The following is a 25,505-nucleotide window of genomic DNA, read 5'->3' as shown; positions in this document are numbered from 1 at the left end:
CCCGTGCAAAACCTAGAGACACCCTACCGCGTTCTGATCCTCGGCGGCACCACCGAGGCCTCCGAACTTGCGAGATCCCTTGCCGGCGAGACGAAGATCGCGCCCGTGCTGTCGCTCGCCGGGCGCACGAAATCCCCGAAACCGCCGCCGATCCCCTACCGCGTCGGCGGATTCGGCGGGATCGAAGGGCTCAAAGCCTATCTGCACGACAATCATGTCGAGGCGATGGTCGACGCGACCCACCCCTTTGCCGCCCAGATGACGGACCATGCCGCAGCCGCGGCAAAAGCAACCGGCGTGCCCCTGATCCGCATCGACCGGCCGGCCTGGCGCCCCGAGGCCGGCGACCGTTGGATTTCGGTTGGCACCATGGCCGAGGCCGCTAAGGCGCTCGGGCCCGAGCCGCGCCGCGTCTTCCTCACCATCGGCCGCAACGAACTCGCCGCCTTCAGGGCAGCACCCCAGCACCACTATCTCACCCGCAGCGTCGACCCGCCCGACCCGGAAACCCGCCCACCGAACTGCACCGTCATCGAGGCCGTCGGCCCGTTCAAGCTCGACGACGAACGCGCCCTCATCGCCGACCACGGCATCGAGATGCTGGTGACCAAGAACGCCGGCGGCACGGCCACAGCGGCAAAGCTCACAGCCGCCCGCGAGGCCGGCATTCCGGTGGTGATGGTGGAGCGCCCGCCGCTTCCCGAGATCGACACCGTGCCGGATGCGGCAGCGGCCCTTTCCTGGCTGATGGAGAGGGCTCAAGGCACCTAACCGTCTATACGCCGCGGCGTATAGACGAAGGGCCGCGCACCGGGCCGCTCCACCAGCCGCGTCGCGCTGGAGCCGATCATGACGAGCGTGCGCATGTCGGCGCGGGAGGCATCGGCCTCGCCCAGCGTCGTGATCTCGATCGCCTCGTCGGCGCGGGAGATGGCCGTCGCAAAGATCACCGGCACGTCCGGCCCCTTGATCTCGCGAAGGAGAGAAAACGCCTCGCCGAGATGGTGCGGCCGCGCCTTGGAAGCCGCATTGTAGAGCGCAATGACGAAGTCGCCCTCGGCCGCGGCGCGAAGCCGCTTCAGCACCAGGTCCCAGGGCTTCAGATTGTCCGAGAGGGAAATGGCGCAGAAATCGTGGCCGAGCGGCGCGCCGAGCCGGGACGCTGCGGCGAACATCGCCGAAATCCCCGGCACGACCGAAATATCGAGCGCCCGCCAGGCGGCTTCCCCCATCTCGACCGCCTCGAAGACGGCCGCGGCCATCGCAAAGACACCCGGATCGCCGGAGGAAACGACGGCGACACGGCGCCCCTCCGCAGCCATTTCCAGCGCATGGCGCGCCCGGTCGATTTCCTCGCGATTGTCGGTGCGGTGGCGCTGCTGGCCGACTCGCTCCGGCACCCGGTCCACATAAGGTCCGTAGCCGACGATATCGGTGGCCGCGGCAAGCGCCTCCGATGCGGCGCCCGTCACCTGGTCGGCGGCACCGGGGCCGAGCCCGACGATGGTGAGGGAACCGCTCATCGAAGCCCCTGACGGCCTGGAACGAGGATCAGCGAGAAATAGGGCGCCGGCGCGTGGGCGAGATCGGCGAGTTTTTCCACCCGCTCGCCCGCCATGGTCCCCTGCTCCACATAGATCGCGCGGTCCAGAAGCCCGGCCTCGGCAAGGGCCGTGCGCACCTTTTCAAGGTTGCGGCCGATCTTCATGATGACGGCGGCGTCGCTGCCCTTGAGACGCTCCGTCAGCAGCGCGCCGTCCATCGTGCCGGGAAGCACGGAAAAGACGTCGTCGCCATGGCAGATCGGCGTCTTCGCCTGCGCCCAGCAGCCATGCATGCCGGAAATGCCGGGTACGATCTCGGTCGGATAGACCTTGGACAGCCGGTCGAAGAGATACATGAACGAGCCGTAGAAGAACGGGTCGCCCTCGCAGATGACGGCAACGTCCCGGCCGGCATCGAGCTCGGCCGCCACCTCCTCCGCCGAGCGGGAATAAAAGGCCGACAGCTCCCTCGGATAGTGCGGATCGTCGACCGGCACTTCCGTCGTGAACGGATATTCCAGCCGCAACTCGCGCGAATCGGGTCCGATATGCCCGTCGACGATGCGCCTTGCATGGCCCTGGCGCCCGCGCTTGGCGAAATAGGCGACGATGGGGCACGAGCCGATCAGCCGCGCCGCCTTCAGCGTCATCAGTTCCGGATCGCCCGGCCCGACGCCGACGCCGTAGAGGGTGCCGGTCGCCATCACTCCACCTCAGTGGCAAGGGCGTTGACGGCGGCCGCCGTCATGGCGCTGCCGCCGCGCCGGCCGGAAACGGTGAGGCACGGCACGCGCCCGTCGGCGGCGAGCGCTTCCTTGGATTCCGCCGCACCGACGAAGCCGACCGGCATGCCGATGACGGCCGCCGGCAGCGGCGCCCCGGCATCGAAGAGTTCAAGGAGATGAAAGAGCGCGGTCGGCGCATTGCCGATGGCAACGAGCGCCCCTTCCATCTCGGCGCCCCAGAGGTCGAGGGCGGCGGCCGAGCGCGTGTTGCCGATCTCTTTCGCCAAGCCCGGCACGGCCGGAAAATCGAGGGTGCAGATCACACGGTTCTCGGCCGGCAGGCGCGTGCGGGTCACCCCGTTGGCAACCATCTTGGCATCGCACAGGATCGGCGCGCCGGCCTTCAGCGCCGCCTGGGCGGCCTCGGTGAATCCCGGCGAGAAGGTCAGGTCTTTGGCGACGTCGACCATACCGCACGCGTGGATGATGCGCACGGCAACGCGCGCCTCGTCGTCGCTGAAACGGGCAAGGTCCGCCTCGGACCGGATCGTCGCGAAGGATTTTCTGTAAATCTCCGCGCCGTCGCGGATGTAGTCGTAGCCGGGTGTCAACGGGGTTTACTCCAGGGGGCCGTCGCAAGTACGGCGATGACACCCTCAACGTCAAGCCCGGTGAAATGCGGCGCGGCGTCCGCCCTGCCATTCAGAATCACGTCATAGGCGCCGTTCCGGCCGGCCAGCGTGACGGCGGCCGGGCGCGGATGGGCGCAGCCCTTTGCGCAGCCGGAGACATGGAGCGTCGTGCCAGAAAGCCCGTCGAGTACGCCGGATGCGGCGATGCGCGCGGCATCCACGCGGGTTGCGGCCGTCGCGCTTTCGCAGGCCGGCGTTCCGGAGCACGCGACCATGGCAAGGCGCGGGTCGGCGGGATCGGTGATCAAGCCCGCGGCGGCAACGCCTTCCGCAACGGCATCCGCCGCCTCGGCCGCGATGCCGACGAGGACGAGCGACCGCCAAGGCGTCAGCCGGATCGTGCCGTCCTCAAAATCCTCGGCAAGGTCGGCAAGCCGTGAAAGCGCACCCGCCTCCAGCGCCCCGAACGCAACGCCCGCCAAAAAGAAGCCCGAGCCGCCTGCAAGATCACCATAGCCGATGCGGGGTGCGGGTCGCCCCACCGGTGTCCCCTTGCCCACCGGCGCGAGCCCTGCGTGCCGGAAGACCGCCTCGGCGCCGACCGCGTCCACCAGATGGCGCATCCGCCTCGGTGGGTCGGAGCGCGCCTTGGCGAGATCGAGGAAAGCCAGCGCCAGCGCCCGGGCGACCGCCGGGACGTCCTCCTCGGCGCAATCGGCCATAAGCGGCGCCCCGGCAACGCGCACCGCAACGCCGCTCGATCCCGGCACAAACAGCACATCCGCCCCCACATCGCCGAGGGGCAAGGCCCCGCCGCCATCGACGGAAAAGCCGAATTTCCCGGGCAGGGCGAAAAGCTCCGGCGACATCGCCAGCATCGCTTCAATCGCCCGCGCGGCCCGATGCGCGCCGAACGTCGCCGTCGGATCGTCCGCCCCGAGCGGGCTCGCCGCCACGTTGCGCACCTGCTCAACCGGCGCGCTGTCATGGGCAAGGCCATGGCGAAAGACGACATCGGCAAAGGGCGCGATGCCATCCGGCGAGAAGCCGCGGAACTGCAGGTTCGAGCGGTTGGTGACGTCGACGAGCCCGTTGCCGTAGCGCTGCGCGGCCTCGGCGAGCGCCCGCGCGGCCTCCGCCGAAACCGTCGCGGCCGTCGGCTTCACGCGCGCCAGAAACCCGTCACCGGATGCCATCGGTGTCAACAGGCTCGGGCACCAGCCCTTGCGCATCGGCGCCGTCACAACGCGTCCCCCTCCAGCGCCATAGCGACCGAATTACGCCGCGGACGCCAGAGGTCGCGGGAGATGGCGTCGCGGAACCGGTCGGCCATGGTCTCGCGCGCGGCCGGGTTGGCGTCCATCAGAAAGCCGTCGACCTCGTCATTGCCGAGGGTCGCCTCGAACAAAAGCTCGAACTGCCGGTCGAAGCGCACGGGCACGGTGGCGGCAAAGCCGGAGAGCCCGTCGATGGTGCGGGCGATCTCCGAGGCGCCGCGATAGCCGTGGCGCATCATGCCGGCGATCCAGTCCGGATTGGCGGCGCGGCCGCGCACGATCCGCGCGACCTCTTCGGCGACCGTGCGGATGGTCGGCGCGTCCGGTTTCGAGGTGTCGGCATGGTAGAGCGCCGGCTTGCCGCCGAGCGCTTCGGCAGCGGCGGCGAACCCGCCCTCATGGGCGGCGTAGTCGATGCTTTCCAAAAGGTCGACCTCGCCATGGTCCTGGGAATGCACGAAGGCATCGGCGGCCTTGAGCCGATCGGCAAACCCCTTCCGGTCGGCAACGCCGTCGAGGTCCTTGCCGTAGGCAAAGGAGGAGGCGTCGATGTAGCGCGTGCCGAGGTCGCTCGATGCCTGCCAGTCGCCGCGCAGCATCGCCGTCTCGATGCCGGTGCCGTAGTCGCCGACAGCAGCCCCGAAGATGCGCGTCGTCGCCCGGCGGAACGCGGCGCCCGCCAGCCCCCGTGCGGCCTCGGCGAGCGGATTGCCCGAGGGCTCGTCGAGGGACGCGACGGCCCGGATCGCGGCATCGAGCAGCGCGATCTGGCTCTCGAAGGCATCGCGGAAGACGCCCGAGATGCGCACTGTGACGTCGATGCGCGGCCGGTCGAGCAGCGCCTGGGACAGGATTTCAAAGCCGGAGACCCGGGCCGAGCCATCGTCCCAGACCGGTTTCACGCCCATCAGCGTGAGCGCGAGCGCCAGATCCTCACCGCCTGTGCGCATTGTGGTCGAGCCCCACAGGTCGATGACCAACGAGCGCGGCCAGTCGCCATGTTCCTGCAGGTGGCGCAGCAGGAGATTGTCCGCGGCCTTTTCCGCGAGCACCAGCGCGGAGCGGGTCGGGATCGCGCGGGGATCGATCGTGAAAAGATTACGTCCGGTCGGCAGCACGTCGGCGCGGCCGCGGGTCGGTGCGCCGGCCGGGCCGGGTTCCACGAAGCGGCCGTCGAGGGCAGCAAGGAGGGCGTTCATCTCGGCGGCCGGCGACGCATCGAGGCGACGCTCAAGGTCGTCCGGCGCAATGCCCGGCGCAGCCGCTTTCAGAGCACCGAGCAGCATCTCGCGGCGCTCCTCCCCCGGCGTCCATCCGAAGATATGAAGCCCATCGCGGATCTGAAGATCCTTGACGTCGCAGAGATAGGCGTCGAGCCGGGCGAGCGCGTCGTCGTCGGACATGTCGCGGGTGACGCCGCTTTCGGCAAGCAGCCCCTCGCTTTCGGCGCGCTCCAGGATTTCCCGCCTGAGCAGCGCCATGCGTCGGACGTCGAGCCCGTCGGCGGCGGCGAATTCGTCGACCAGCCGCTCCAGCTCGCGGGCCGAGCCATGGACGCCAGCCTGCTTCAGCGGCGGCGTCAGATGGCCGATGGTGACGGCGCCAACGCGCCGCTTGGCGACGGCCGCCTCGCCCGGATTGTTGACGATGAAGGGATAGACGACCGGCAGGTCGGCGGAGAGAAGCGTCGGGAAACAGGCGCCGGAAAGGGCAACGGCCTTGCCCGGCAGCCATTCCAGCGTGCCGTGGGTGCCGAGATGGACGATGGCGTCGATGCGAAGCGTGCGGGAGAGCCAGAGATAGAAGGCGACATAGGCATGGCGCGGCGGCAGGTCCGGGTCGTGATAGGTCGCCTTGCGGTCGTCGCGCGCGCCCCGATCCGGCTGGATCGCCGCCACCGACTTGCCGACGTTCAAAACCTTGAAGCGGAACGCGCCGCTTTCTGCGGCCGGGTCCTCCTCCGGCGGGCCCCAGGCTTCCAGAACGTCCCGGCGCACACTGTCCGGCAGGGAGGAAAACAGCGCGCGGTAGTCGTCGAGCAAGAGCGTCGGCGCGGCTTCGACCTCGCACAGCCCGGCAACGAGGGTTTTCTGATCGGGCAGCGTATCGTCGACATCGTAACCCTCGCGGTCGAGCCGCGCGATCAGCGCTTCCAGGCTCGCGACCGTGTCCAGGCCGACCGCATGGGCCACATGGCCGCCGCCGGCCGGATAGTCGGAGAGAATGAGCGCAAGCCGCCGCTCGGCTCGCGCCTTGCCGGCAAGACGCGCCCAGTTCGCCGCCCGCCGCGCGGTCAGCGCGATGCCTTCATCGAAGGGCTGGTGCATGGCACGGCAATATTGCAGCGCCGGGATCACCACCTCCTCGGCTTTGAAGGAGACCGCGGTGGCAAGCACCCGACCGTCCAGTTCCGGCAGCACCACCTGCATGGCGAGATCGGCCTGGGAGAGCCCGCGCGCGGCACCCTCCCACGCCTCGCGAGACGAGCCCGCAAACACGGCCTGCAAGACCGGGACCCCGGCCGCATCGAGCGGCGACGGCCCGTCGCCGAGCCGGGCGGAAAAGCCGGTGGCGTTGATCACGACCGCCGGCTGCCAGATGCGGAGCGTGTCGGCGACGAAGGCGGCAGCGCCCGCGTCCTTCAGACTGTGGACGAAGACAGCGCGGGCGTTGAGCCCCTCCCCGTCGAGAGCCTCTGCCAGCGCTTCGATCGGCGCGAAATCGCCGGCAAGGAGATAGGAGCGGTAGAAGATCAGGATCGCGAGCGGCCGGCCGTCCTGTTCGGGCGTCGCAAGGTCGTGGACGCCGAAGAGCGGCACGGTCTCGGCCGCCCCGCCCGGATCGGGCGCGGCACCAGTCAGGTGCGCGGCAAGCTTCAGGGCGAGCCCCATGTTCGCCGGCCCGCCGGCGGCAAAGAGATCGTCGAGGCGGGCGTGCATGTCCTCGTCGACCGTGGAGAGCACCGCCAGCCGCTCGTCCTTGCGCCCATCGCCCGGCAATAGCACCAGCGCCGCCCCCGACTTGCGGCAGGCGGCGACCACCTCGTCGACGCCGTAGCGCCAGTAGTCGATGCCGCCGAGGAGCCGGAGGATGACGCATTTCGCCCGGGCGATCACCTCCTCCACATAGAGGTCGACCGACATCGGGTGCTTGAGCCGGGACAGGTTGGCGATCCGCACGCTCGGCAATTCGCCTTCCAGCGGTTGGAAGGCCGCGGCGAGCGCATTGAGATCGCTGTCGGAGAACGACAGGACGACGATCTCCGCAGCACTCTGGCCGAGATCGACGGCGACCTCGGCTTCCTCCAGAGAATGGCTTTCGCGGACGAGAAGGTGCATGGGCTAACCGCGGATCGCCGTCTCAATCGCCGCCCGGTCGAGGCCGGAAAGGCCGATGACGACGAGCTGGCCCCGCCGCGGATCGTTCGCCGGCCAGGGCCGGTCGTAATGGTGCTGCAGGCGCTCTCCGACGCCCTGCACCGTTAGCCGCATCGGCTTTCCGGCAACGGCGGCATGGCCCTTTACCCGCAGGATCGGATGGTCGCCGGTAACGGTCTTCAGCCGTTCCAAGAGCGGCTCAGGCGCGGACAGCTCCGGCAGCTCGACAATGAAACTCTCGAAGTCGTCGTGCTCGTGCTCGCCGTCGACGGCATCGTGGTGCGACGGCCGCGCGTCGAGGTCGTCTTCCGCGGCAGCCGCAAGGCCGAGCACGGCGTCGACGTCGAGCTGGCCGCTCACCGTCGGCACGATCTTGACGGCTCGTGGAACTTCCCCCGCGATCTGCGCCGTCAGCCGCTCGATCTCGGACGGCTCCAACAGGTCCGCCTTGTTGAGGAGGATAATGTCGGCGGCCATGAGCTGGTCCTCATAGACCTCGTTCAGCGGATTGTCGTGGTCGAGCATCTCGTCGGCCTGCCGCTGCGCCTCCACCGCGTCCGGATCGTCGGCGAAGCGCCCGTCGGCAACGGCAGGGGCATCGACGACGGCGATCACTCCGTCCACTGTCATGCGGGCGCGGATATCCGGCCAGTCGAATGCCTTGATCAGCGGCTTCGGCAGGGCGACGCCCGAGGTCTCGATCAGCACGTGATCCGGCTTTTCGTCCCGGTCCAGCAGCGCCTGCATGGTCGGCAGGAAGTCGTCGGCGACCGTGCAGCAGATGCAGCCATTGGCCAGTTCCACGATGTCCTCGTCCCGGCACGAGGCGAGACCGCAGCCCTGCAGGAGCCCGCCGTCGACGCCGACCGAGCCGAACTCGTTGACGAGGACGGCAAAGCGCCGTCCGCCGGCATTCTCAAGGACATGGCGCAGCAGCGTCGTCTTGCCGGCGCCGAGGAAGCCGGTGATCACGGTGACGGGAATGCGCTCGGCGATGGTCTTCATGTCTGGGGTTCCTCGTCCTTGGCAAGCATGCCGGGAAAGCGGGCAACGATGGCGTCGTAGAGGGAGGCCGGTCGCTTGGACCGGAAGACGGTGCCCTTCTTCGATGCGCGAAAGGCGGCGCCATAGGTGATGAGATCGTCGGCGTGGTCGGGCGTCAGGTGGCCGAGGAGATAGGACCATTTGCCGGGTGCGGAGATGGCGACAGAGCAGCCCTGCTCGCAATTGGCCATGCAGACGATGGGCTCCACCGCGATCGGCGCCTCCCCATCGGCCTCAAGCTTTGCTGCGATCCGCTCAAAGAGGACGCGGCCATGCGCCGGGTCGTCCTCGCCGGGCGCGGGAAGCTTGGCGTTCTTGCAGGTCACGCAGACGTGGAGAAGAGGCTGATCGTCGTCCGGCACCGCGCAGTCCTTGTCCGGCGCGCTAAGAAACGCGCGCTGTTACCGGGTGCCTTGCATTTCCGAATCGCCTGATGGTGAGCGAAACGCGCCGCTGGACGAAGAATCCCTCGCGGCGTTTGCCCTGGCCGACGCACCCCGTTCGACCGCGCAATCTTTCTGTCGACGGCAGGTCTCCTGGCTCGCGGATCGTTCCGCCGCTTGTCGCCTTCCCGGGTTCGTTCAAGTGACCCAGTGGCGCACCGACAAGCGGCATTCCGCCTACAGTTGCGGGGGCAGCTGCGGCATCGGGCAAAGCCCTCACCGCATTCCCTATTATCTTCCCGATGGAAGAACCGTCGGATTCTGATTATTACGGGCCGAAATGGGTGTCAATCGCATCATCGACGGGAACGGGACGGCAAGCGGGCGCAAAAGCGCCGGCGGACGGGCCGTCATGTTCCAGGGAACGGGCTCCAATGTCGGCAAGTCCCTGCTGACGGCGGGCATCGCGCGCGCGCTCACCCGGCGCGGCCTGACCGTGCGCCCCTTCAAGCCGCAGAACATGTCGAACAACGCCATGGTGACCGCCGATGGCGGCGAGATCGGCCGCGCCCAGGCGCTTCAGGCAACGGCCTGCGGCGTTCCCCCCACTGTCCACATGAACCCGGTGCTCTTGAAGCCCCAGAGCGAGGTCGGCGCCCAGGTCGTCGTCCAGGGCAAGGTGACGGGAAGCGCCAAGGCGCGCGAGTTCCAGGAGATCAAAAAGGGCCTGATGCCGGCCGTGCTGGAAAGCTTCGAACGGCTCAGGGCCGAGGCCGACATCGTCGTCGTGGAAGGCGCCGGCAGCGCCGCAGAGACGAATCTGAGGGCCAACGACATCGCCAATATGGGCTTTGCCCGCGCCGCCGACGTGCCCGTCGTCCTCGTCGGCGACATCGACCGCGGCGGCGTCATCGCCAGCCTCGTCGGCACCAAGACGGTGCTCGATGCGGATGATGCGGCGATGATCGAGGGCTTCATCGTCAACAAGATGCGCGGCGACTCGGGCCTCTTCGCCGAGGGCATGACGACGATAACAGAGCGGACCGGCTGGGCGGCGATCGGGCTCCTGCCCTATTTCGATGCCGCCCGGCTGCTGCCGGCCGAGGACGCCTTCGAGCTCGCCGAACGGACGCCCGTACGCAAGGACGGGGCACGGATACGAATCGCCGTGCCGCTGCTGCCACGGATCGCCAATTTCGACGATTTCGACCCGCTCGCCGCCGAGCCGGACGTCGACCTCGTCTTCGTCGAACCGGGCGAGCCCCTGCCGGCCCCCCTGGACCTCGTCATCCTGCCGGGCTCCAAGGCGACCATCGCCGACCTCGCGGACTTCCGCGCCAATGGCTGGGACATCGACCTTGCCGGCCACCATCGCCGCGACGGGAAAGTGCTCGGCATCTGCGGCGGCTACCAGATGCTGGGAAAAACGATCTCCGATCCCGACGGCATCGAGGGTCCGCCGGCAACCGTTCCCGGCCTCGGGCTCCTTAGCGTCGAAACGGTGCTAACCGGCGACAAGCGTCTGACCGAGACCTCGGGCACGAGCGCCGCCAATGGCGCGCCCTTTGCCGGCTACGAGATGCACATCGGAGACACCTTTGGGCCGGACACGCGACGGCCGGTGCTGAGCTTTGCCGATGGCCGCAGCGACGGCGCGACCTCCGCCGACGGCCTCGTCTCCGGCACCTATCTGCACGGCCTCTTCGGGAATGACGCCCAGCGCGCCGCCTTCATCGAAGCCCTCGGCGGCACTCCGTCGAACCGGAGCCACGACGCCGCCATCGAGGCAACGCTTGACGCGCTCGCCGACCATATCGAGGCCCATCTCGACCTGGAAAAAATCCTGAAGATCGCGCGCTGAAACCGCGCTAACCGTCCGCCCCTTGGCGCGCCTTGCGCTCGTTCAGCCGGAACGGTTCCTCGTCGCGCGCCGCCGGTCGCCGCTCGTTCCACGACAGCGCGACACCGATCTGGTTCTTGCGCCGCCACACCACCTTGCCGCCGATCGGCCGGTCGACGGCCTCGATATTGACCTGAACGTCGATCGGAAAGCTCATCGCCTTGTCGGAGCGCAGGCGGCATCCGGACCGGCTGGCATCGGTGATGACGCAGCTCGCCTTCCAGTCGCCGGTCGGATCCTTGACCACGGCTGGCATGTTCACCGGCACCCGCGCCTCCTGGCGCAGGTCGTTTTCCGGCAGCGAGCCGGTCTCGAAGTCGACGCCGGTCATCTTCCCGCGCCGCCAGGTGACGCAGGCACCGATCAACTGGTCGAGATTGTTGAAGTGCAGCGACAGGTAGTCCGGGACGTCGGAATTGTCCCGGGTTTCCAGGACACAGCCCGTACGCCGGAAACTGTGCACCTTGGCCTCGACCGAGATCAGCCGTTCGCGGTCGATTACCCGCGCCGACGTCGGCAGCCGGATGTCGCCTTCGGCCGGTTCGTGAAAGACGAAGAGGTCGGGCTCGCTCATCTGCAAGGTGCAATTCCTATTCTATACACGCCATAAAACAATAACCGGCGACCCTTAAGGGCCGTTTAATGGGGCGTCGCAAACGGCACCGGGGCACCGCGCGCCGTCCAATCGCCCTGTGCAAGCGGGCGGAATTATGTGAAAAGCCTTCACATGAGCTGGTCGAAATCCCGCAGCGACAAGGGCCGCCGCGCCTATCACCACGGCAACCTGCCGGACGAGCTGGTCCGCGCGGCGCTGGAGCTAATTGCCGAAAAGGGCCCGTCCGGCTTCACCATGGCGGAGGCCGCCCGCGCCGCCGGCGTCTCGCCCGCCGCGCCCTACCGGCATTTCCGCGACCGCGAGGACCTGATGGCCGAGGTCGCCCGCCGCGGCTTCGACCGCCTCGCCGAGGCGCTGGAGACGGCCTGGGAGGACGGCACGCCGAACCCGGTCTCCGCCTTCGAGCGGGTCGGCCGCGCCTATCTGAAATTCGCCCGGGAAAACCCGGCCGATTACGCGGTCATGTTTGAGGCGGGGCTGCCGAGCGACACCAGTCCGGAACTCTCCCGCGCCAACGAAAAGGCGTTCTCGGTGCTGCGCCGGGCGAGCGAGATCCTGTGCCAGGAAGCGCCCGCCGACCAGCGCCCGCCGGCGCTGATGGTCAGCCTTCACATCTGGTCGGTGTCGCACGGCATCGCGGCGCTGTTTTCCCGCGGCGATGCGGCGCGGCGCAAACTGCCGATGGCACCGGAGGAGCTGCTGGAAGCGGCGATCCTCATCTACCTGCGCGGCCTCGGCATCCGCATCTGACGATCTATCCGCCGGGATCGAAGGCGCCGCGACGCCGCCTGCCCACACCGCCTTACCGATTTTTCACCGAACCCACTTGAAACCGCCGCCGGTTTCGTCCACATAAGTTAATGTAAATAACATTTACATGAGCATGAGGACGAAATGGAACTGGCAGCAAGAGTGGACGAATACGGAAAGCCGGCTTGGATCGCGCTGACGATCCTGGCGTTCATCATCTTCTGGCCGCTCGGCCTCGCCTTGTTGGCCTATGTCATATGGAGTGGACGAATGGGATGTGGAAAGAACCGCGGCCGCTGGCACAACATGGACGGGGCGGGTCGCCGCAACTGGTGGAAGGGCGACATGCGCCGCGCTTCGAGCGGCAACGCCGCCTTTGACGAATACCGCGAGGAGACCCTGCGGCGCCTTGAGGAAGAGCAGGACGAGTTCATCGCCTTCCTGGAGCGCCTGCGCAAGGCCAAGGACAAGGCCGAGTTCGACCAGTTCATGGACGAACGCCGCCGCAATGCCGGCCGCGCCTCGGACCATCCGGCGAGCGACAAGCCCGCGCCTGAAAATGGCAACGGCAACGAGGCCTGGGGCCGGGCGTAAGCCGGCCCCTTAGGAAGAGAGCGCCGGGCCTGAACCGGCCCCAGAGCAAGGAGGGCCGAGCATAGGCCGGCCCCTCAAACCCGAAAAAAGCGGAGCGCATCCCCGGCGCTCCGCATCCTGACCGACGACGAAAAGCGGCCCCCCGATCCCCCGGGAGGCCGCCTTCTTTTTGGCCGGTTGCGGACCGCGGCGCCGCGGAATTACCCGCCAGGGGCGCCCCGGCCCCTGCCCGCCGGCTTACCGCCAGTAGTAGCGGCTGCGCGGACGGATGTGATACCGGCGACCGCGGCTGTAGCGACGGTAATGCCGCGGACGGCTCCACCGGCGATAGTGCCGGTAGCTGCGCCGACGGTAGTGGCGGCGGCGGCTCCACCGGCGATAGTGCCGGCGGCTGTAACGGCGGTAGTGGCGCACCTTGGTGGTGTTCTTCTGGCCGACGCCGTCGGTCGCGGTCTGGACCGCATTGCCCGCGGCGCCGGTCATCGCGGCGGTGGCAGGCTGTGCCAGAGCAGCGGCGCCGAGCGCCAAGGCCGCGGCAGCGATGGTCTTGAGGTACATAGGCATTTCCATTCGCTCCTTTCGGTTATATCGGTCTGTCGTCCCGACGTTTTGAACATAGGATTGCGTATACGGAGCCGTGTTGACGCACGTCACACTTTGGCAGATTGCCCGGGTAATAGAAAACCCGTACTACGCATAAATGACATAAACAGCGTCAAAAAAACGCAAAAAGCGGTAGCATTTGCCGCAAATATGTCCGGACGAGGTCGATTTTAACGAACGGGCGGGCGCATCGCTGTGGGTGGACGGAGCGGGTTCCACTGTCTATGCTTGGCCGCGCCGGAAACCTTCCGGCCACGGGGTCACGTCTTTTTATGCCTGGGATGGCTGCCGCAGCAGGCGCTCCAAGTTGAGCTGCCGCGCGACCATGTCATGGCCGATGCGTGATCCCGGTACGGGGAGTAGCACAATTTACGTCGGCAAAAGAACGACTTGTGCATGCGTCAGAAAAAACTTGAGGCCGAGTATCATTTGCGTTCTGCGACATCACTGTTTTTTTGACCCGCTTTCCCGGTTCGTCACCACGAACCCGTTCCTTGCGGCGGACACAGCGCCGGATGCGGCGCATCGGACGCCGCTGCCGCGCCTGCGGACCGCCCTTCCATCGGGAAAAGATCGCCCATGCAACTGATCCTGAAAATGATCCTTCAAAGGCTGGGACTGGGGCTCTTCACCCTCTTCGTCGTCTCGGTCATCATCTTCTCGGCCGTGGAACTCCTGCCCGGCGACCTCGCCCAGGAGATCCTCGGCCAGAGCGCAACGCCGGAGACGGTCGCCGCCTTCCGCCACGAACTCGGCCTCGATAAGCCCGCGATCGTCCGCTACATGGATTGGCTCGGCGGCGCGGCCACCGGCGATTTCGGCAAGTCCCTCGCCAATGGCCGCGACATCGCCGAGCTGATCGGCACCCGCCTTGCCAACACACTGCTGCTCGCTGCCTATGCCGCGGTGATCGCCATCCCGCTGGCGGTCGGCCTCGGCGTCCTTGCCGCCCTCTACCGAAACAGCTGGTTCGACCGCGGCATCAACATCTTCACCCTGTCGTCGATCTCGTTTCCGGAATTCTTCGTCGCCTACATCCTGATCCTGTGGCTTTCGGTCCATGTCGGGATCTTTCCCTCGATCGCCAATATCAACGAGTCGACGCCGCTCTGGGATCGGCTGATCCGCATGTTCCTGCCGGCGCTGACCCTGACGCTGGTCGTCACCGCCCACATGATGCGGATGACCCGGGCGGCGATCATCAACCTCCTGGCCGCGCCCTATATCGAGATGGCGCGCCTGAAAGGCCTGCCACCGCGGGTCGTCATCCTGCGCCACGCCCTGCCCAACGCGCTGGCGCCGATCATCAACGTCATCGCCCTCAACATGGCGTATCTGATCACCGGCGTCGTCGTCGTCGAAGTGGTCTTCGTCTATCCCGGCCTCGGCCAGTTGCTGGTCGATTCCGTCTCCAAGCGCGACATCACAGTGGTTCAGGCCTGCTGCCTGATCTTCGCCGTCGTCTACATCCTCTTCAACCTGATCGCGGACGTGCTCTCCATCGCCACCAATCCGCGTCTGTTGCACAAGAAGTGAGGGCGACATGACCATCGGCTCCTTCGCCCTTTACGGGCTCAGTCTCCTCGTCGTCCTCACGATTGCCGCGTGGATCGTCAAGCGCGTCGCCGTCGTCGTTGCCCCGTCGGACTACGCCTATGTCCTGAAGACGGCGCCGCTGACGGCCTGGTTCGGCATCGTGGTGATCTTCATCTACGTCATGCTGGCGGTCCTCGCCCCGGCCTTTGCGCCGTTCTCCGAGACCGCCATCGTCGCCAGCGAGTACGAGCCCTGGGGCGCGCCCTACTATCTCGGCACCGACAGCCTCGGCCGGGACATGCTCTCACGGCTCATCTTCGCGGCCCGCAACACCGTCGGCATCGCCTTCCTGACGACGCTGCTCGCCTTCTTCCTCGGCGGGCTGATGGGGTTGCTGGCCTCCACCCTCGGCGGCTGGATCGACCAGGTCTTCTCGCGCGCCGTCGACGTCCTGATGGCCATCCCGCAGCTCATCTTCGCGCTGCTGCTCCTCACCATCGTCGGCACCAACATCGTCAACCTGATACTGGTCATCGCCGTCCTCGATTCCACCCGCGTCTATCGCCTCTCGCGCGCCGTCGCCATGAACGTGGTGGTGATGGACTATGTGGAGGCGGCCAAGCTGCGCGGCGAAGGCCTTGGCTGGCTGATCCGGCGCGAGATCCTGCCCAACATCACCGCGCCGCTGATCGCCGAGTTCGGGCTCAGGTTCTGCTTCGTGTTCCTGACCATTTCGGCCCTGTCCTTCCTCGGCCTCGGCATCCAGCCGCCGACTGCGGACTGGGGCTCCATGGTCCGGGATAACGCGACCCTGATCACCTTCGGCGACCCGACGCCCCTGATGCCGGCCGCCGCCATCGCGCTCCTCACCGTCGCCGTCAATTTCGTCGTCGACTGGATGCTGCACCGTTCCTCCGGACTGAAGGACTGAGACCATGGCTGATACCCCCGGCACAGATGAAATCCTGTTGTCGATCCGCGGCCTGAAGATCGAGGGCCGCTCCGAGGAGGTCTGGAGCGAGATCGTGCACGGCGTCGACCTCGACCTGCACCGCGGCGAGGTGCTGGGCCTGATCGGCGAATCCGGCGCCGGCAAGTCGACCATCGGCCTTGCCGCCATGGGCTTCACCCGCGACGGCTGCCGCATTTCCGGCGGCACCGTCACCTTCGACGGCATCGAATTGACGAAGGCGAGCGTGCGCACGCGCCGGGCCCTGCGCGGCAAGCGCATCGCCTATGTTGCGCAGTCTGCGGCGGCAAGCTTCAACCCGGCCCACAGGCTCATCGACCAGTGCACTGAATCCGCCGTCCATCACCACGTGATGTCGCGGTCCGAGGCCGAGCACGACGCCATCGACCTTTTCCGCCGCATCCAGCTCCCCGACCCGGAGGATATCGGGTTCCGCTATCCGCACCAGGTCTCCGGCGGCCAGTTGCAGCGGGCAATGACGGCGATGGCGATGTCCTGCCGGCCCGACCTCATCATCTTCGACGAGCCGACCACCGCCCTCGACGTCACCACCCAGATCGAGGTCCTGGCGGCGATCCGCGACGCCGTCGAGCAGTTCGGCACGGCGGCCATCTACATCACCCACGACCTCGCCGTCGTCGCCCAGATGGCCGACCGCATCCTGGTGCTCTTAAAAGGCGATCCGGTGGAAGAGGCCGAAACCCGCACAATGCTGGCCGAGCCGAAGGAGGAGTACACCAGGTCGCTATGGGCGGTGCGGTCCTTCAAGCGGCCGGAAAAGCCGCTAGCCCCGCCGGAGGAAACCCCGGTCGTTTCCGTCGACCACGTCACCGCCGCCTACGGCACCCTCACCGTGCTCCACGACGTCAGCTTCGACATCCACCGCGGCCGCACCGTCGCCGTCGTCGGCGAATCCGGCTCCGGCAAGTCGACGGCCGCGCGCTGCATCACCGGCCTGTTGCCGCCGGCGGAAGGCCGCATCCTCTTCAACGGCGAGGAACTGGCCGCCGACTACCGCAAGCGCAGTTGGGACAACCTGCGCCAGATCCAGATGATCTACCAGATGGCCGATACGGCGCTGAACCCGAAGCAGCGCATCCGCGACATCGTCGGCCGGCCAATCGAATTCTATCTCGGCCTCAAGGGGAAAAAGAAGGAAGAGCGCATCCGCGCCCTCCTCGACCAGATCGAGCTGGAGCCGGACGACTTCATCGACCGCCTGCCGGCCGAGCTCTCCGGCGGCCAGAAGCAACGCATCGGCATCGCCCGCGCGCTCGCCGCCGAGCCGGAATTCATCATCTGCGACGAGGTGACGAGCGCCCTCGACCAGCTCGTCGCCGAGGGCATCCTGAAGCTGCTCGCCAAGCTGCAGGACGACTTCAACCTCGCCTACATGTTCATCACCCACGACCTGGCGACCGTAAAGGCGATCGCCGACGAGGTGGTGGTCATGAAGGAAGGAAAGGTCGTGGAAGCCGGCCCCAAAAGCGAAATGTTCCGCCCGCCCCACCACGCCTACACGGACCTCCTCCTGTCGTCCGTGCCCGAGATGGACCCGGACTGGCTCGATAATTTGCTGAAAGAGCGCGAGGAAGCGGGCGTGAAGATCGAATCGGCAGGGAATTAAAGGGGACGGGCGGCAGCCAACCCCTCCCCGTCATCCCGGCCGTAGCGAAGCGGAGAGCCGGGACCCATTGCCCACCTCGACACGGTAGCCCGTCGCGATCCCTGCCGTGGCAGAGGTCGAAGCCAAGGCTCCGTTCCATCAACCATCGACATACCGCATTGACAGGGGCAATAGGTCCCGGATCAAGGCCGGGATGACGGCTGAGGATTGCATTGGCGGGAAAGATCACATCGCAAGGCCCTATGGATTGCCACGTTGGCCTGGCGGCCTCCTCGCAATGACACTGAAAACAAAGAGAAAATTGTCATTGCGAGCGCAGCGAAGCAATCCAGGGCGGATCGCACGGCAATAGCGACGGACCCTACGCCACCGGCTCGCGCCAATGCTCCAGCGCCTCCAGCGTCGCCGGGATCTCCGAAAGCCGCCGGACGACGGTCTCCGCCCCCGCCTCCATCAGCGCGTCGGAATGGCCGAGCCAGGTGTGGCTGGCGCCGGTGAAGCCGATAACGCGCATGCCGGCCGTCTTGGCGCCGATGACGCCGAAGGCCGAATCCTCGATGACGCAGCACTCTGCCGGGTCGACGTCCAGTTCCTCGGCGGCATGCAGGAAGACGTCCGGCGCCGGCTTGGTGCGGCCCTCGCGGACCTCCGGCGCGGAAAAGATGTAAGGCCGGAAGCGGTCGTAGAGATCGAACTTCCCAAGATAGGTCTTCAGGTGCCACATGCTGGAATTGGAGCAGACGCAGCGCGCATAATCGATCGAATCGAGCACCTCGTGCGCGCCCTCGATGACGTTCAGTTCAAGAGCCATGCGCTCGTGAAAGACGCGGTATTTGTTGTCCTCGAAATCCTCCGGCAGCGGCCGGCCCAGTTCCTCCTCCACCAGCTCCTTGATGCGCTCGTGCGGCAGGCCGGCGAAGCGCACGGCGAATTCCGGCTCGCTGATGTCGAGGCCGACCTTGTTGTAGGCCTCGGCCTCGCAGGCGATCGAAACCGCTTCGGAATCGATCAGGACGCCGTCGCAATCGAAAATGACGAGCTGCATGGAAATCTCCGTCGGCGGCCGGAAGGAAGAGTGGGAGGAGGACGACCGCCACGGCCCCAACATATGGCGCCGCACCCGCCGCGCCAAGGTCGGCGCCCGCCTTGAATGGATTTTCGGCAGCAAAAAAACGCCCGGCCGGATGGGGAGGGGGAGGTCCGGCCGGGCGTTTTCCGCTCATCGGACAAGAGACCCGACAAGCCGCTGAAGAAGGCTGCCCGGAGCGAGGGGGCTCCGGGCAGCAGGGAAGGGACGTGCCGCTGGTGTGGCGGCGGAGGCCCCGGGAGAGCGCTGTCCCGAAACGTCCGCGAGGCATCCCCTCCGATCCGTCGGCCCCGGAAAAAATGCGCTCGGGGGCCGTGGGCTTTTTCCTGTGGAGATCAGGCGATCATGGAGCGCAGCATCCACGCGGTCTTTTCGTGGATCTGCATGCGCTGGGTCAGGAGATCGGCGGTCGGCTCGTCATTGGCGGCCTCTGCCGTCGGGAAGACGCTGCGCGCGGTGCGCACCACCGCTTCCTGGTCCTTGACGAGCTGGCGGATCATCTCCTTGGCGTCCGGCACGCTGGTCTCCTCGCTGAGCGAGGTCAGGTCCGCGAACTGCTTGTAGGAGCCCGGCGCGGCAACGCCGAGGGCGCGAATGCGCTCCGCGATCTCGTCGACCGCCGTCGCCAGTTCCGTGTACTGCTCCTCGAACATGGTGTGCAGCGTGTTGAACATCGGGCCGGTGACGTTCCAGTGGAAATTGTGCGTCTTCAGATAGAGGGTGTAGGTGTCGGCCAACAGCCGCGCCAGGCCGTCCGCGATGGCCGTGCGGTCTTCCGTCTTGATGCCGATATCGATGGTCTGTTCCATGTTGCGCTCCTTTTGCTGTCTGCGGCCCCGTTGGCCGTTGATCGATAGATAGTATTCGCATTTTCTAAAGTGAAACGATATATGCTGGAGTTTGTGTTCGGTTTTTCCGAATTCTGAAGGACCCCCGGAATGCGTATCCTGCCGACCCTGAAGCAGCTCGAATACCTCGTCGCCCTAGCCGATACGGAGCATTTCGGCCATGCGGCGGAAGAGTGCAGCGTCACTCCGTCGACGCTGAGCGCCGGCATCAAGGACCTGGAAACGGTGCTCGGCATCCCGCTCGCCGAACGCACCAGGCGCAGCGTGCGGATGACGCCGCTCGGCCGGGAAATCGCTGCCCGCAGCCGGTCGCTGCTGAGGGATGCCGGGGAGATCATGGCGGTCGCCGCGGCGGAGAAGAAACCGCTCTCCGGCGATCTCCGCCTCGGCGTCATTCCGACCGTCGGGCCCTACCTGTTGCCGCGGGTGCTGCCGGACCTGAGGCGGAAATTCCCGGACCTGCGCCTCTTCCTGCGCGAGGAGCAGACCGACGACCTGATCGCCCGGCTGAAGCGCGGCGACCTCGACGCCGCCATCATCGCCCTGCCCTATGACACGGAAGGCCTCGTCACTGAGCCGCTGTTCGACGACGTGTTCCGGCTCGCCGTGCCGGCGGGCCACCGCCTCGCCGACAAGGCGCACATCACCCAGGACGATCTCGAAGCCGAACCGCTGCTGCTCCTGGAAGACGGCCACTGCCTGCGCGGCCACGCGCTCTCGGCCTGCCAGATCGGCGAACGCCGGCGCCGCTCCCAGTTCGAGTCGACGAGCCTCTATACGCTGGTGCAGATGATCGCGGCGGGCATCGGCGTCACCCTCTTGCCGCAACTCGCCATCGACGGCCATATCGCCGAGGGCACCGACATCGTGCTGCGCCCCCTCGAGGGCGCGCCGTCCCGCGGCATCGGCCTCATCTGGCGGGCGGCCTCCCTGCGCGCCTGCGAGTTCCGCCTGCTGGCAAAAGAGCTTGTGCCGGCCGAACAAACCGAAGCCACAGCCTAAAGGAACCGTAGTACGAACACTGCGTAGAACGCATCATCCGTTCTACGCATAAATAGCACCCACCCCGATCAGGCCTTGTTGAAGGCCTCGATCATGCCGTCCCAGATACCGACGAGGTCCATCAGCCCGTCCCAGAACGCCTGGTCGCGGCGGGCGTCGAAATCGGCGAGCGAGACGCCCTGCTGCTCCACCCAGGTGTAGTAGCCGAGATTGAAGATCCGCTCGCAGTCGAACCGGCCGAGCTCGACCGTGTGGTCGGTGGCAGCCCCCAGCATGTAGCGGCCATAGGCCTCCGCCGCATCCAGCGCTTCGAAGCGCCCGCCCGGCACCTTTTCCTCCGCCATAGCGAGTTCGGTCTCGTACATCGCCGCCCCGTCGGTGGCGACCGTGAGGACGGCGTCGTCCGGCCCGAGCCCCATATATTTGGCGTATTTGACGGCGCCGAGGATGTTGGCGATGGAGGAGAGCCCGAGATCGCCGAGACCCGCCAGCGCCTCCTGGGACAACCCGGTGCGGTTACGCAGATAATCGCGGCCCGCCGTGGTGTTGAAGACGAGGTTCAGATTGTCCGTCGCCCGGTCGGAAACGCCGATGACGAAATCGGTGTTCAGGACGTTGTGGATCAGCGGCACGTGCTTGTCGCCGATGCCCTGAATATTGTGCTCGCCATAGCCGTTATAGAGCAGCGTCGGGCATTCGGTGGCTTCCACCACGCAGATATCGGTGCCGAGCTCGGCCTTCAGAAAGTCGCCGGCCGCGAGCGTCCCCGCCGACCCGGAGGCCGAGACGAACGCGCGGGGCCTCAAGCCCTCGCCGACAGCGGCAAAGGTGCGCGCCAGCGCCGGCCCGGTCACGGCCCGGTGGACGATGTAGTTCCCGAATTCGGAGAACTGGTTGAAGATGATGTTCTCGTCGTCCTTCGCCAGTTCGTGGCAGGCGTCGTAGATCTCCTTGACGTTGCTCTCCGTCCCCGGCGTGCGGACGATGTCGGCCGGGTCCGCCGTCCATTCCTCCAGCCAACGGAAGCGCTCCTTGCTCATGCCCTCCGGCAGGACGGCGATGGAGCGGCAGCCGAGGATGCGCGAGATGGCAACGCCGCCGCGGCAGTAGTTGCCGGTCGACGGCCAGACGGCACGGTGCCTGCCGGCATCGAATTTTCCCGACAACAGCCGCGGCACCAGACAGCCATAGGCGGCGAGAACCTTGTGGGCGTGGATCATCGGAAAGCGATTGCCGAGCGCAACCACGATCTTGGCATCCACCCCGGTCAGCTCCGGCCCGAGCACCACGTGATCGGGGACGTCGGCGAGGCCGCGCCGGCTCGTATCGTTGTGCCAGTGGACGCGAAAGAGGTTCTCCGCCGCGGGCGTGTCCGGATCGATGCCGGCGATCTCGGCCGCCTTCTCCGCCAGCCGCGCCGGCGGGTCGGCAAGGTCGGCGATCTTCGGCAGGGTGACGCCGGCGCCGCGCAGGTGCTGCAGGTTCTTGTCGTAGGCGGCCTGATCGATGATGTCGCGTTCCAGCCCGAGGCTCATTTGGTGTCTCCGGAGACCGCGCCCTTGGCTGCGGTGATCAGTTGATAGTTTTCCGGCTCCCGGTGGAGCGCGAAGTTGAAGACGTTGGACTTGATCTCCTGGCAGCGGTCGAGGTCGCAAAGGGCAACGACCACCTCGTCTTCAAGACCCGCGCATTCGGCAACCACCTCGCCCGTCGGCGCGACGATGCAGGAACCGCCGATGAGATCGCAGCCCTCCTCGCGGCCGGCCTTGGCAACGCCGACGACCCAGGTGCCGTTCTGGTACGCCCCGGCCTGCATGACGAGCCGGTTGTGGAAGTCCTGCAGATGGTCGTGCTCCGGCGCCGGCGGATAGTGCAGCGGCGTGTTGTAGCCGAGGACGATCATCTCGGCGCCCTTCAGGCCCATCACCCGATAGGTCTCCGGCCAGCGCCGGTCGTTGCAGATGCACATGCCGACCTTGCCGCCGAAGGCTTCGACCACGGGAAAGCCCAGATTGCCGGTCTCGAAATAGCGCTTTTCCAGGTGCTGGAACGGCCGCCAGGGCTCGTTGTCGAAATGCCCCGGCAGATGCACCTTGCGGTATTTGCCGACGATCTGGCCCGCCTTGTCGACGAGGATCGCGGTGTTGAAGCGCTGCCCGTCCGGCGTCAGTTCGGCATAGCCGAAATTGAAGCCGATCCGGAGCTCTCGGGCGAGGTCAAACAGCGGCTGGACGTCCGGGTTCGGCATGCCGCGTTCGAAGAACCGCTCGATCTCGGCATCGGTCACCATGTACCAGCGCGGAAAGAAGGTGGTGAGCGCCAGCTCCGGAAAGACGACGAGATCCGCGTGCTCGTCCTTGGCTTGGCGCAGCAGCGCCATCATCCGCGAGACGGCGGAGGAGCGCGGCTCGTCAAGGGCGATCGGGCCCATCTGGGCGGCGGCGACGTTTACGATACGGGACATGCCCTCACCTCCCCGCCGCCGACAGGACCATCTGCAGGAGCACATTGGCGCCCGCCGCGATCTCGTCCGGTGCGGTGTATTCTTCCACATTGTGGCTGATGCCGCCGGCCGACGGCACGAACACCATGGCCGTCGGGCAGTTCGGCGCAAACATCTGCGCATCGTGCCCGGCGCCGGACGGCATGCGCATCGCCGAATGGCCGAGCTTTTGCGCCGTTTCCGCGACCAGCGACACGAACGCCTCGTCGAAGGCGACCGGCGCGAAGCGGGCAAGGCTGCGAACGGCGATCGTCACGCCCTCGCTCTTTTCCAGTTCGCCGACCCGTTCCGCCATCCGCGCTTCGGCCTCCCTCAGCAGGAGATCGTCGGTGTTGCGCAGGTCGACGGTGATGCGGGCGGAGCGGGCGATGACGTTGACAAGGCCCGGATCGAGTTCGATGGCACCGCAGGTCGCCACCTGGTCGCCGCCGAATTCGCGGGCGATCCGGCGCGCTTCGACGGCGATCTCGGCGGCCACATAGCCGGCGTCATGGCGCAGCCGCATCGGCGTGGTGCCGGCATGGTTGGACACGCCGGTGATGGTGTACTCCGTCCAGGAGATGCCCTGCACCCCGGTGACGGCGCCGATGGCGATGCCCGCCTCCTCCAGCACCGGCCCCTGCTCCACATGGAGTTCGAAATACGCGCGGGGGGTGAGCGAGCCGACCGGCGTCTCGCCGGCATAGCCGATGCGACGAAGTTCCTCGCCGACGGTCGCGCCGTCGATGCCGGCGGTGGCGAGGCAGGTGTCGAGAGAGAGCGATCCCTGGTGCACGCCGCTGCCCATCATGTCGGGCGCAAACCGCGCGCCCTCCTCGTTGGTGAAGAAGGCGACCCCGACGGGATGGTGGGTGGTGAGGCCGAGATCGTTGAGGACGTCGATGACTTCCAGCCCGGCAAGGACGCCGAGATTGCCGTCATAGAGCCCGCCGGTCGCCACCGTATCGATATGCGAGCCGACGAGCACCATCGGCCCGTCCGTCTCGCCCTTTCGCACGCCGACGACGTTGCCGATGGCATCGACGGTAACGTCGAGCCCGGCCTCGCGCATCCAGCCGCTGACGAGGTCGCGGCCCGCCTTGTCGGCATCGCTGAGCGCCAGCCGGCAGACCCCGCCGCCGTCGAGCGCGCCGATCTTGCCGAGGGCCTTGATCCGGCCCATCAGCCGGTCGAGATCGATCCTGTGGTTGGTAATCATGCCGCCACCTCATGGGAAGGTGTGCCGACCACCTCGCGGTAGACCGCCTCGTCGACGGCCCCCTCGCTGCCGATGACGACGACGCGGGAGGTCGCATCGAGCTTGAGCTTTTCGCGGGCGGCGGGATCGGTTGCCGCCGTGATCAGCGCGGCAAGGCCGGCAACGCCGGATTCCCCGCCGACCACCGGCGGATCGCCCTCGGCGAGGAGCCGCATGGTTTCTTTCGCCGCCGCGTCGTCGACGATCATCGCCGCATGGGCGCCCGGCTGCAGGATCGCCCAGGCAAGCATCGAGCACTCGCCGCAGGAAAGCCCGCCCATGAAGGAGTCGATATCGCCGGTGACCGGCGTCGGCGTTCCTGCCTGAAGGCTCTTGAACCAGCACGCGGCCTGCTTTGGCTCGACGAGGATCGTCATCGGCCGGGCGGCGCCGGAACGCCGCCAGAATTCGGCGGCGACCGCGGCCGCCATGCCGCCGACGCCGGCCTGCAGGAAGAGATGGGTCGGGGCCACGTCGAGCTGATCGAAGAGTTCGTCGGCAAGCAGCGCATAGCCCTGCATGACGTCGCGCGGCGCTTCAACGATGTCGCCGTCGCTGGTATCGGGAATGACGGTCCAGCCCTCCTCGCGCGCGGTCTTGAAGGCATGGCGCACGGCATCGTCATAACTGCCCTTCAGGCGCCGCACTTCGGCGCCGAAATCGGCGATGGCCGCCTCGCGGGCGGCCGAGACCGCCTCGTTGATGAAAATGACGCAGCGGCAGCCGAACATGCGGGAGCCCCAGGCGACCGAGCGCCCGTGATTGCCGTCGGTCGCCGCCGTCACGGTGACCCTGGAGACGATGTCGGCATGGGTCCCGTCGAGGATGCGGGCCGGATCGATGTCTTCTTCGCCAGTCGCCTCGGCAACCGCGCGGACCAGGCAGCGCTCCACGGCAAAGGCACCGCCGAGCGGCTTGAAGCTCTTGAGGCCGAAGCGCGCGCCTTCCTGCTTGTAGGAGAGGCTCGCGATGCCGAGGTCACGGGCAAGGCCGGCAAGGTCGATCAGCGGCGTCGGCGCGTAGCCGGGCCAGGCCGTGATGCAGCGCCGCGCCTCGGCCAGGCCCTCGGCATTGAGCACGGCGGCCTGGCGGTCGCCATAGGCCGCATCCGGGTCCGCGGCTGGGTTGTCGATCAGCTCGAAGGGGAGCTGGGGAAAGGCAAGTGTCATGGGAGCTGGTTTTTCTGTTTTTTTGGCGTTTGACGTTTGGAGATTTCGAGCGTTCGGGAGAAGACGGGACCGGGGGCGCCG

The 25,505-nt window shown here is 67.0% G+C and carries 23 protein-coding genes and 1 riboswitch; of the genes, 8 read left to right on the top strand and 15 right to left on the bottom strand.

What is annotated here, in order from left to right:
- Positions 1–3 precede the first annotated feature (3 nt).
- Positions 4–771 (top strand): cobalt-precorrin-6A reductase, encoded by a 768-nt coding sequence (locus M2319_RS01750; protein ID WP_264599708.1) that lies wholly within the window; start codon positions 4–6, stop codon positions 769–771.
- On the opposite strand, the gene cobJ is transcribed toward M2319_RS01750, so the two are convergent.
- From cobJ to M2319_RS01715, 7 genes are read right to left on the bottom strand one after another with little or no spacing between them, the layout of a single operon-like run.
- On the bottom strand, positions 768–1,523 hold the full coding sequence (cobJ, locus tag M2319_RS01745; RefSeq protein WP_264599707.1) for a precorrin-3B C(17)-methyltransferase: 756 nt from the start codon (positions 1,521–1,523) through the stop codon (positions 768–770). The genes M2319_RS01750 and cobJ overlap by 4 nt on opposite strands.
- The gene (locus M2319_RS01740; RefSeq protein WP_264599706.1) at positions 1,520–2,248 is read right to left on the bottom strand and encodes a precorrin-2 C(20)-methyltransferase; all 729 of its coding nucleotides are present in this window, start codon (positions 2,246–2,248) and stop codon (positions 1,520–1,522) included. Before M2319_RS01740 ends, cobJ begins: the two co-directional genes overlap by 4 nt.
- Complete coding sequence (locus M2319_RS01735) at positions 2,248–2,880, bottom strand: precorrin-8X methylmutase (RefSeq protein WP_264599705.1); 633 nt, start codon at positions 2,878–2,880, stop codon at positions 2,248–2,250. Before M2319_RS01735 ends, M2319_RS01740 begins: the two co-directional genes overlap by 1 nt.
- Entirely contained in the window at positions 2,877–4,133 is a 1,257-nt protein-coding gene (gene cobG / locus M2319_RS01730) for a precorrin-3B synthase (RefSeq protein WP_264599704.1), read from the bottom strand. Before cobG ends, M2319_RS01735 begins: the two co-directional genes overlap by 4 nt.
- Positions 4,134–4,141: 8 nt before the next feature.
- Positions 4,142–7,516 (bottom strand): cobaltochelatase subunit CobN, encoded by a 3,375-nt coding sequence (gene cobN / locus M2319_RS01725; protein ID WP_264599703.1) that lies wholly within the window; start codon positions 7,514–7,516, stop codon positions 4,142–4,144.
- Positions 7,517–7,519: 3 nt separating this feature from the next.
- Positions 7,520–8,560, bottom strand: coding sequence for a cobalamin biosynthesis protein CobW (cobW, locus tag M2319_RS01720; protein WP_264599702.1), 1,041 nt, complete (start codon positions 8,558–8,560; stop codon positions 7,520–7,522).
- Positions 8,557–8,961: a DUF1636 domain-containing protein gene (locus tag M2319_RS01715; RefSeq protein ID WP_264599701.1), complete on the bottom strand. Its 405-nt coding sequence runs from the start codon at positions 8,959–8,961 to the stop codon at positions 8,557–8,559. The genes cobW and M2319_RS01715 overlap by 4 nt, the downstream gene beginning before the upstream one ends.
- Before the next feature lie 147 nt (positions 8,962–9,108).
- A riboswitch (cobalamin riboswitch) is annotated at positions 9,109–9,313 on the bottom strand.
- 81 nt (positions 9,314–9,394) lie between these two features.
- Between M2319_RS01715 and M2319_RS01710 the strand changes: the two genes are divergently transcribed.
- Positions 9,395–10,843: a cobyric acid synthase gene (locus M2319_RS01710; RefSeq protein ID WP_264599700.1), complete on the top strand. Its 1,449-nt coding sequence runs from the start codon at positions 9,395–9,397 to the stop codon at positions 10,841–10,843.
- Between the two features lie 7 nt (positions 10,844–10,850).
- Here M2319_RS01710 and M2319_RS01705 read toward each other — a convergent pair whose 3' ends face one another.
- The gene (locus tag M2319_RS01705; protein ID WP_264599699.1) at positions 10,851–11,456 is read right to left on the bottom strand and encodes a PilZ domain-containing protein; all 606 of its coding nucleotides are present in this window, start codon (positions 11,454–11,456) and stop codon (positions 10,851–10,853) included.
- 153 nt (positions 11,457–11,609) lie between these two features.
- Here M2319_RS01705 and M2319_RS01700 point away from each other — a divergent pair, with 153 nt between their 5' ends.
- Positions 11,610–12,248 (top strand): TetR/AcrR family transcriptional regulator, encoded by a 639-nt coding sequence (locus tag M2319_RS01700; RefSeq protein WP_264599698.1) that lies wholly within the window; start codon positions 11,610–11,612, stop codon positions 12,246–12,248.
- Between the two features lie 144 nt (positions 12,249–12,392).
- Positions 12,393–12,842 (top strand): DUF2852 domain-containing protein, encoded by a 450-nt coding sequence (locus M2319_RS01695; RefSeq protein WP_264599697.1) that lies wholly within the window; start codon positions 12,393–12,395, stop codon positions 12,840–12,842.
- Between the two features lie 237 nt (positions 12,843–13,079).
- On the opposite strand, the gene M2319_RS01690 is transcribed toward M2319_RS01695, so the two are convergent.
- The gene (locus M2319_RS01690) at positions 13,080–13,400 is read right to left on the bottom strand and encodes a hypothetical protein (protein ID WP_264599696.1); all 321 of its coding nucleotides are present in this window, start codon (positions 13,398–13,400) and stop codon (positions 13,080–13,082) included.
- 624 nt (positions 13,401–14,024) lie between these two features.
- On the opposite strand from M2319_RS01690, the gene M2319_RS01685 reads away from it, so the two are divergent.
- The 3 genes from M2319_RS01685 (at position 14,025) to M2319_RS01675 (ending at position 17,578) form a co-directional block, all read left to right on the top strand.
- The gene (locus tag M2319_RS01685) at positions 14,025–14,981 is read left to right on the top strand and encodes an ABC transporter permease (protein ID WP_264599695.1); all 957 of its coding nucleotides are present in this window, start codon (positions 14,025–14,027) and stop codon (positions 14,979–14,981) included.
- A gap of 181 nt (positions 14,982–15,162) precedes the next feature.
- Entirely contained in the window at positions 15,163–15,912 is a 750-nt protein-coding gene (locus M2319_RS01680; protein WP_264599931.1) for an ABC transporter permease, read from the top strand.
- A gap of 4 nt (positions 15,913–15,916) precedes the next feature.
- A complete protein-coding gene (locus M2319_RS01675) occupies positions 15,917–17,578 on the top strand; it encodes an ABC transporter ATP-binding protein (RefSeq protein WP_264599694.1) in 1,662 nt (553 codons plus the stop codon).
- 361 nt (positions 17,579–17,939) lie between these two features.
- Here the strand turns inward: M2319_RS01675 and M2319_RS01670 are convergent, their stop codons facing one another.
- Both M2319_RS01670 and M2319_RS01665 read right to left on the bottom strand, forming a co-directional pair.
- Entirely contained in the window at positions 17,940–18,623 is a 684-nt protein-coding gene (locus M2319_RS01670) for an HAD family hydrolase (protein ID WP_264599693.1), read from the bottom strand.
- A gap of 377 nt (positions 18,624–19,000) precedes the next feature.
- The gene (locus M2319_RS01665; RefSeq protein ID WP_264599692.1) at positions 19,001–19,474 is read right to left on the bottom strand and encodes a Dps family protein; all 474 of its coding nucleotides are present in this window, start codon (positions 19,472–19,474) and stop codon (positions 19,001–19,003) included.
- A 129-nt stretch (positions 19,475–19,603) separates the two neighbouring features.
- Between M2319_RS01665 and M2319_RS01660 the strand changes: the two genes are divergently transcribed.
- The gene (locus M2319_RS01660) at positions 19,604–20,515 is read left to right on the top strand and encodes a hydrogen peroxide-inducible genes activator (protein ID WP_264599691.1); all 912 of its coding nucleotides are present in this window, start codon (positions 19,604–19,606) and stop codon (positions 20,513–20,515) included.
- A 68-nt stretch (positions 20,516–20,583) separates the two neighbouring features.
- On the opposite strand, the gene M2319_RS01655 is transcribed toward M2319_RS01660, so the two are convergent.
- Genes M2319_RS01655 through M2319_RS01640 form a run of 4 tightly spaced genes read right to left on the bottom strand, consistent with a single transcriptional unit; the run spans position 20,584 to position 25,424 of the window.
- A complete protein-coding gene (locus tag M2319_RS01655; protein ID WP_264599690.1) occupies positions 20,584–22,050 on the bottom strand; it encodes a pyridoxal-phosphate dependent enzyme in 1,467 nt (488 codons plus the stop codon).
- Positions 22,047–22,979, bottom strand: a complete 933-nt coding sequence (locus M2319_RS01650) for an N-carbamoyl-D-amino-acid hydrolase (protein WP_264599689.1) — start codon at positions 22,977–22,979, stop codon at positions 22,047–22,049. The genes M2319_RS01655 and M2319_RS01650 overlap by 4 nt, the downstream gene beginning before the upstream one ends.
- Before the next feature lie 4 nt (positions 22,980–22,983).
- Positions 22,984–24,216 carry a M20 family metallo-hydrolase gene (locus tag M2319_RS01645; protein WP_264599688.1) on the bottom strand — a complete coding sequence of 411 codons (1,233 nt, stop codon included), beginning with the start codon at positions 24,214–24,216 and terminating at the stop codon, positions 22,984–22,986.
- Positions 24,213–25,424 (bottom strand): diaminopropionate ammonia-lyase, encoded by a 1,212-nt coding sequence (locus M2319_RS01640; RefSeq protein ID WP_264599687.1) that lies wholly within the window; start codon positions 25,422–25,424, stop codon positions 24,213–24,215. The genes M2319_RS01645 and M2319_RS01640 overlap by 4 nt, the downstream gene beginning before the upstream one ends.
- Between the last annotated feature and the right edge of the window lie 81 nt (positions 25,425–25,505).

The organism is Rhodobium gokarnense, from assembly GCF_025961475.1.
Taxonomy (GTDB): Bacteria; Pseudomonadota; Alphaproteobacteria; order Rhizobiales; family Rhodobiaceae; genus Rhodobium; species Rhodobium gokarnense.
Note: the sequence above shows the minus strand (reverse complement) of the source record. Positions and strands in the feature narration are given on the sequence as shown.

Coding starts and splice junctions, on each gene's coding strand:
- cobJ (WP_264599707.1), bottom strand. CDS start 1,523: ATGAGCGGTTCCCTCACCATCGTCGGGCTCGGCCCCGGTGCCGCCGAC.
- M2319_RS01740 (WP_264599706.1), bottom strand. CDS start 2,248: ATGGCGACCGGCACCCTCTACGGCGTCGGCGTCGGGCCGGGCGATCCG.
- cobG (WP_264599704.1), bottom strand. CDS start 4,133: ATGCGCAAGGGCTGGTGCCCGAGCCTGTTGACACCGATGGCATCCGGT.
- cobN (WP_264599703.1), bottom strand. CDS start 7,516: ATGCACCTTCTCGTCCGCGAAAGCCATTCTCTGGAGGAAGCCGAGGTC.
- cobW (WP_264599702.1), bottom strand. CDS start 8,560: ATGAAGACCATCGCCGAGCGCATTCCCGTCACCGTGATCACCGGCTTC.
- M2319_RS01710 (WP_264599700.1), top strand. CDS start 9,395: ATGTTCCAGGGAACGGGCTCCAATGTCGGCAAGTCCCTGCTGACGGCG.
- M2319_RS01705 (WP_264599699.1), bottom strand. CDS start 11,456: ATGAGCGAGCCCGACCTCTTCGTCTTTCACGAACCGGCCGAAGGCGAC.
- M2319_RS01700 (WP_264599698.1), top strand. CDS start 11,610: ATGAGCTGGTCGAAATCCCGCAGCGACAAGGGCCGCCGCGCCTATCAC.
- M2319_RS01695 (WP_264599697.1), top strand. CDS start 12,393: ATGGAACTGGCAGCAAGAGTGGACGAATACGGAAAGCCGGCTTGGATC.
- M2319_RS01690 (WP_264599696.1), bottom strand. CDS start 13,400: ATGTACCTCAAGACCATCGCTGCCGCGGCCTTGGCGCTCGGCGCCGCT.
- M2319_RS01685 (WP_264599695.1), top strand. CDS start 14,025: ATGCAACTGATCCTGAAAATGATCCTTCAAAGGCTGGGACTGGGGCTC.
- M2319_RS01680 (WP_264599931.1), top strand. CDS start 15,163: ATGCTGGCGGTCCTCGCCCCGGCCTTTGCGCCGTTCTCCGAGACCGCC.
- M2319_RS01675 (WP_264599694.1), top strand. CDS start 15,917: ATGGCTGATACCCCCGGCACAGATGAAATCCTGTTGTCGATCCGCGGC.
- M2319_RS01670 (WP_264599693.1), bottom strand. CDS start 18,623: ATGCAGCTCGTCATTTTCGATTGCGACGGCGTCCTGATCGATTCCGAA.
- M2319_RS01665 (WP_264599692.1), bottom strand. CDS start 19,474: ATGGAACAGACCATCGATATCGGCATCAAGACGGAAGACCGCACGGCC.
- M2319_RS01660 (WP_264599691.1), top strand. CDS start 19,604: ATGCGTATCCTGCCGACCCTGAAGCAGCTCGAATACCTCGTCGCCCTA.
- M2319_RS01655 (WP_264599690.1), bottom strand. CDS start 22,050: ATGAGCCTCGGGCTGGAACGCGACATCATCGATCAGGCCGCCTACGAC.
- M2319_RS01650 (WP_264599689.1), bottom strand. CDS start 22,979: ATGTCCCGTATCGTAAACGTCGCCGCCGCCCAGATGGGCCCGATCGCC.
- M2319_RS01645 (WP_264599688.1), bottom strand. CDS start 24,216: ATGATTACCAACCACAGGATCGATCTCGACCGGCTGATGGGCCGGATC.
- M2319_RS01640 (WP_264599687.1), bottom strand. CDS start 25,424: ATGACACTTGCCTTTCCCCAGCTCCCCTTCGAGCTGATCGACAACCCA.